This is a genomic window from Lacinutrix sp., assembly GCF_037625555.1.
In the GTDB taxonomy this organism is placed as follows: domain Bacteria; phylum Bacteroidota; class Bacteroidia; order Flavobacteriales; family Flavobacteriaceae; genus Lacinutrix.
This window is the reverse complement of the sequence record NZ_JASJHV010000141.1, coordinates 1-4,165: the sequence shown is the minus strand read 5'-3', so window position 1 is coordinate 4,165 and position 4,165 is coordinate 1. Positions and strand designations below refer to the sequence as shown.

General features: G+C 30.5%; 3 protein-coding genes and 1 tRNA gene. 2 read left to right on the top strand and 2 right to left on the bottom strand.

What is annotated here, in order from left to right; all coding sequences use genetic code 11:
* Positions 1 to 104: 104 nt before the first annotated feature.
* Together QNK89_RS11815 and metK are read right to left on the bottom strand one after the other, a co-directional pair.
* Positions 105 to 186: transfer RNA gene (locus QNK89_RS11815), tRNA-Tyr, on the bottom strand.
* A gap of 106 nt (positions 187 to 292) precedes the next feature.
* The gene (metK, locus tag QNK89_RS11810) at positions 293 to 1,549 is read right to left on the bottom strand and encodes a methionine adenosyltransferase (protein ID WP_340171371.1); all 1,257 of its coding nucleotides are present in this window, start codon (positions 1,547 to 1,549) and stop codon (positions 293 to 295) included.
* 246 nt (positions 1,550 to 1,795) lie between these two features.
* On the opposite strand from metK, the gene QNK89_RS11805 reads away from it, so the two are divergent.
* Together QNK89_RS11805 and QNK89_RS11800 are read left to right on the top strand one after the other, a co-directional pair.
* Positions 1,796 to 2,890 (top strand): acyloxyacyl hydrolase, encoded by a 1,095-nt coding sequence (locus QNK89_RS11805; protein WP_340171370.1) that lies wholly within the window; start codon positions 1,796 to 1,798, stop codon positions 2,888 to 2,890.
* Between the two features lie 34 nt (positions 2,891 to 2,924).
* Positions 2,925 to 3,668: a head GIN domain-containing protein gene (locus QNK89_RS11800; protein ID WP_340171369.1), complete on the top strand. Its 744-nt coding sequence runs from the start codon at positions 2,925 to 2,927 to the stop codon at positions 3,666 to 3,668.
* Positions 3,669 to 4,165 lie beyond the last annotated feature (497 nt).

The window sequence follows — 4,165 nt, the reverse complement described above, 5'->3', positions numbered from 1 at the left end:
TGTAGGCAATAGCCTCTGTAACAGTCTTACTCATATAATATTTTTTATAAAAATAGCTTAAAAATAAAAAAAGTCTATACTCTCGTGTAGACTTTTTTAAAATGTGGGGAGAACAGGATTCGAACCTGTGAAGACGTAGTCAGCAGATTTACAGTCTGCCCTCGTTGGCCGCTTGAGTATCTCCCCAAAAACGACTGCAAATATATTATTTAAATTAATACTACAATAAAGTTTAATATAAAAAAAAGCCTCTTTTTCAAGAAGCTTTTTTATTTGTTTTATAATCAGTTTATTACAAGCCAAATTCAGCTTTTACTTTATCTATATAATTTAGTTTTTCCCAAGTAAATAGTTCAACATCCAGAGTAATGTCACCACCATTAGGTTGAGAAAAAGTTTTTGTAACTGTTTCGTTTATTCTTCCCATATGTCCATAAGCTGCAGTTTCACTATACATAGGGTTACGTAATTTTAAACGGGTTTCTATAGCAGCAGGTCTCATATCGAATATTTTAGATATTTTTTCTGAAATTTCGCCATCAGTTAAATTAAATGGACAAGTGCCATAAGTATCTACAAAAATTCCCATAGGTTCAACCACACCGATCGCATAAGAGACTTGCACTAAAATTTCTTCGCAAATACCAGCTGCTACTAAATTTTTAGCAATATGTCTTGTTGCGTAAGCTGCACTTCTATCTACCTTACTTGGGTCTTTACCAGAAAAAGCACCACCACCATGAGCGCCTTTGCCACCATAAGTATCTACAATAATTTTACGTCCAGTTAAACCAGTATCTCCGTGAGGTCCACCAATTACGAACTTTCCTGTTGGGTTTATGTGGTACTTAATATCGCTATTAAACAAGGCTTGAATTTCTTCTGGAAGCTTTGCAATAACTCTTGGAATTAAAATATCTACAATATCTTTTCTAATTTTTGATAACATTACCGTATCATTAGCATCAAAATCGTCATGTTGTGTAGAAACAACAATAGCATCTATACGTTGCGGCACATTATCATCACTATACTCTATTGTAACTTGACTTTTAGAATCTGGTCTTAAATAAGTAATGTCTTTATTCTCACGACGCAATTCTGCTAACTCAATTAAAATTTTATGAGACAAGTCTAAAGCCAAAGGCATGTAGTTTTCTGTTTCGCTAGTTGCATAGCCAAACATCATGCCTTGGTCTCCTGCGCCTTGCTCTTCTTTTGTATCACGATCTACACCACGATTAATATCTGGACTTTGCTCATGGATAGCACTAAACACACCACAAGAATTTCCATCAAACATATACTCACTTTTAGTGTAGCCAATTTTGTTTATGGTATCTCGTGCAATTTTTTGTACATCTAAATAAGTATTAGATTTCACTTCTCCTGCAAGTACTACTTGTCCTGTAGTTACAAGCGTTTCGCAAGCTACTTTAGAGTCGCTATCGAAAGCTAAAAAATTGTCTATTAATGCATCACTAATTTGATCTGCAACTTTATCTGGATGTCCTTCAGAAACACTTTCTGATGTAAATAAATACGCCATAATTTTTTATTATATTTAATGGATTTGACGAGAGCGTCGAAGGAAGTTTACACTGCCTTTAGCATTTTTTATAGAGGTTGCAATCAGTCAAATCCGTCCTCAAAATTAATTTTAGCAAAAGTAAAAAAAAATTAAATGGATAGATAATTAATTTTACGTTTTTTAACTAATCTTATTTATTAATATTCTTGATAGAATTTAAGTAACTATAAATTACATACTTTTGCCAACTAACTATTTTACTAGATGAGGTATTTATTATACGCTTATATTTTATTATTTTCTTTCTGTGTTTCAGCTCAAGAAGAAAAAAGTCCGTTTACAATAGATGCTAACTATTTCTATGGAACAATATTAGAGCACAATGCAGATATTGCACACTTAATTACAGGTCATCAAAGTGGTTTAATACTAAGTTATAACCAAAAAACTTTTGGTAAAGAAGCTTGGGAGAGTAGGTATAATTATCCAGATTATGGAGTGTCTTTTATTTATCAAGACATGGAAAATGAATATCTTGGAGAAAATTATGGATTATACGCACACTATAATTTTTATTTTTTTAAAAGAAATTTAAAATTTAGAATTGGCCAAGGTATTGCATATACAACAAACCCATATGATAAAGTTGCCAACTTTAGAAATAATGCTTACGGTTCAGAACTATTGAGTTCTACCTACTTTCAATTAAATTACAACAAACAAAATATATATAAAGGTTTAGGCTTGCAAGCAGGAGTTTCTATTATTCATTACTCTAATGCTAATTTTAAAGCACCTAATGCTTCAACAAATACATTTACTTTTAATGTTGGAGCAAACTATATGTTTGGTTACGACAAGCAGCCAGAATATATAGCATCAACCGAAGACAAACAATTTAAAGAAAAAATAAAGTACAACTTTGCAATTAGAGGTGGTGTAAATGAGAGTGATGTTAATAATTCTGGGCAGTATTCATTTTATGTATTATCTGCTTATGTAGATAAGCGCTTAAATAGAAAAAGTGCCATACAAGTTGGAACAGATGTTTTCTTTTCAAACTTCTTAAAAGAATCAATAAAATATTATTCTGTTGCTTTTCCTCAAGATAATGTTAGTGGAGATGAAGATTATAAAAGAGTAGGTGTTTTTATTGGTCATGAGTTATTTATTAATAAAATATCTTTTGTAACACAGCTAGGCTACTACGTTTATTATCCTTATAATTATGAAGGACAAATTTATAATAGATTAGGTTTAAAACGCTACTTTGGAGATAAATTTTTTGGTGCAATAACCTTAAAGGCTCATGGTGCAAAAGCAGAAGCTGTAGAGTTTGGAGTAGGAATTAGACTTTAGTTTATTAAAACAGAACTCTATATTAATAATAAATATGAAAAAAATAATATACATTTTAGTAATAGTAATTCTAGCTTCATGTAATAGTGAGAATGCACCAGATTGTTTTCAGAATTCTGGAGATATTATACAGAAAGAATTTACTATCGAAGAATTTACAAAAGTTACCGTTTTTCAACGTATAGAACTTATAGTAAAAGAAGGTTTAGAACATAAGGTTTTAGTTGAAACTGGAGAGTATTTAATGGATGAAATTGAAGTTAAGGTAGAAAACGGAAGATTACTATTAAACAATAATAATGGTTGTAATTTAACACGTGATTTTGGTATTACTAAAATTTATATAACAGCTCCTAACTTAACAGAAATTAGAAGCAGTACAGGTTTGGCAACCAGTAGCGATGGTGTTTTAACTTATCCTAATTTAACGTTGTTTTCAGAAGACGATTCAGGAGAATTTCACACAGTAGGTGTTTTTAATATGCATATTGAAAATAGCAATCTAAAAGTTGTTGTTAATAATTTGTCAAGCTTTACTATGGAAGGTAATACAGATAATTTAAACGTGCAATTTGCATCTGGCGATGCACGTTTTGAAGGTAGAAACTTTATAGCCCAAAATGTAGTTATTGGCCATCGAGGAACTAATGACATTACTGTAAATCCACAAGTGTTTTTAACTGCAAACCTGGTTAGTACTGGAGATGTTATTTCTGTAACAACACCTTCAACATTAGATATTACAGAACAATATACAGGACGAGTGATTTTTGAGTAGTATCTACTATAAAAGGTTAGTTATTAATTTGCTAACTAATGTTTTCTATAAAATTTACTCTTAAAGATATTTGTAAGGATTAGAAGTATAAGAACTAAAGGGAAAAAGACTACAAATAGCCAAAAATTAAACTCCACATAAGTAATACCTAGTAGATTAGCCATTGTAATGCAAAAGTCTGTAAAGTACCAATAAAGTTTTGTAATGCTGTCTTTCATTTTAGTAATCTAATTAATAATAAAATACAGAGTATAGGGAAAATAAAGACATACAATAAAATGTTTATTTCTACATAACTAAGTCCTAATGAATTATTTTTTAGACATTGAATATTCTTTCTATAAAACGAAAAATTATTAACAGCTCAAGAATTGTTTGTTTTGTCGTTTAGCTTTATTTCAAAATGCTTGCATCCATTGTTATGGAAACTTCTGGTGCAATTGCTTGAAGAGTATTTGTTAGTAGGATTATTAAAAGACTCATTAATAACCACCATT

Excerpts from the sequence above, each read along its gene's own strand:
- QNK89_RS11800 (WP_340171369.1), top strand. The coding sequence starts at position 2,925 with ATGAAAAAAATAATATACATTTTAGTAATAGTAATTCTAGCTTCATGT.
- QNK89_RS11805 (WP_340171370.1), top strand. The coding sequence starts at position 1,796 with ATGAGGTATTTATTATACGCTTATATTTTATTATTTTCTTTCTGTGTT.
- metK (WP_340171371.1), bottom strand. The coding sequence starts at position 1,549 with ATGGCGTATTTATTTACATCAGAAAGTGTTTCTGAAGGACATCCAGAT.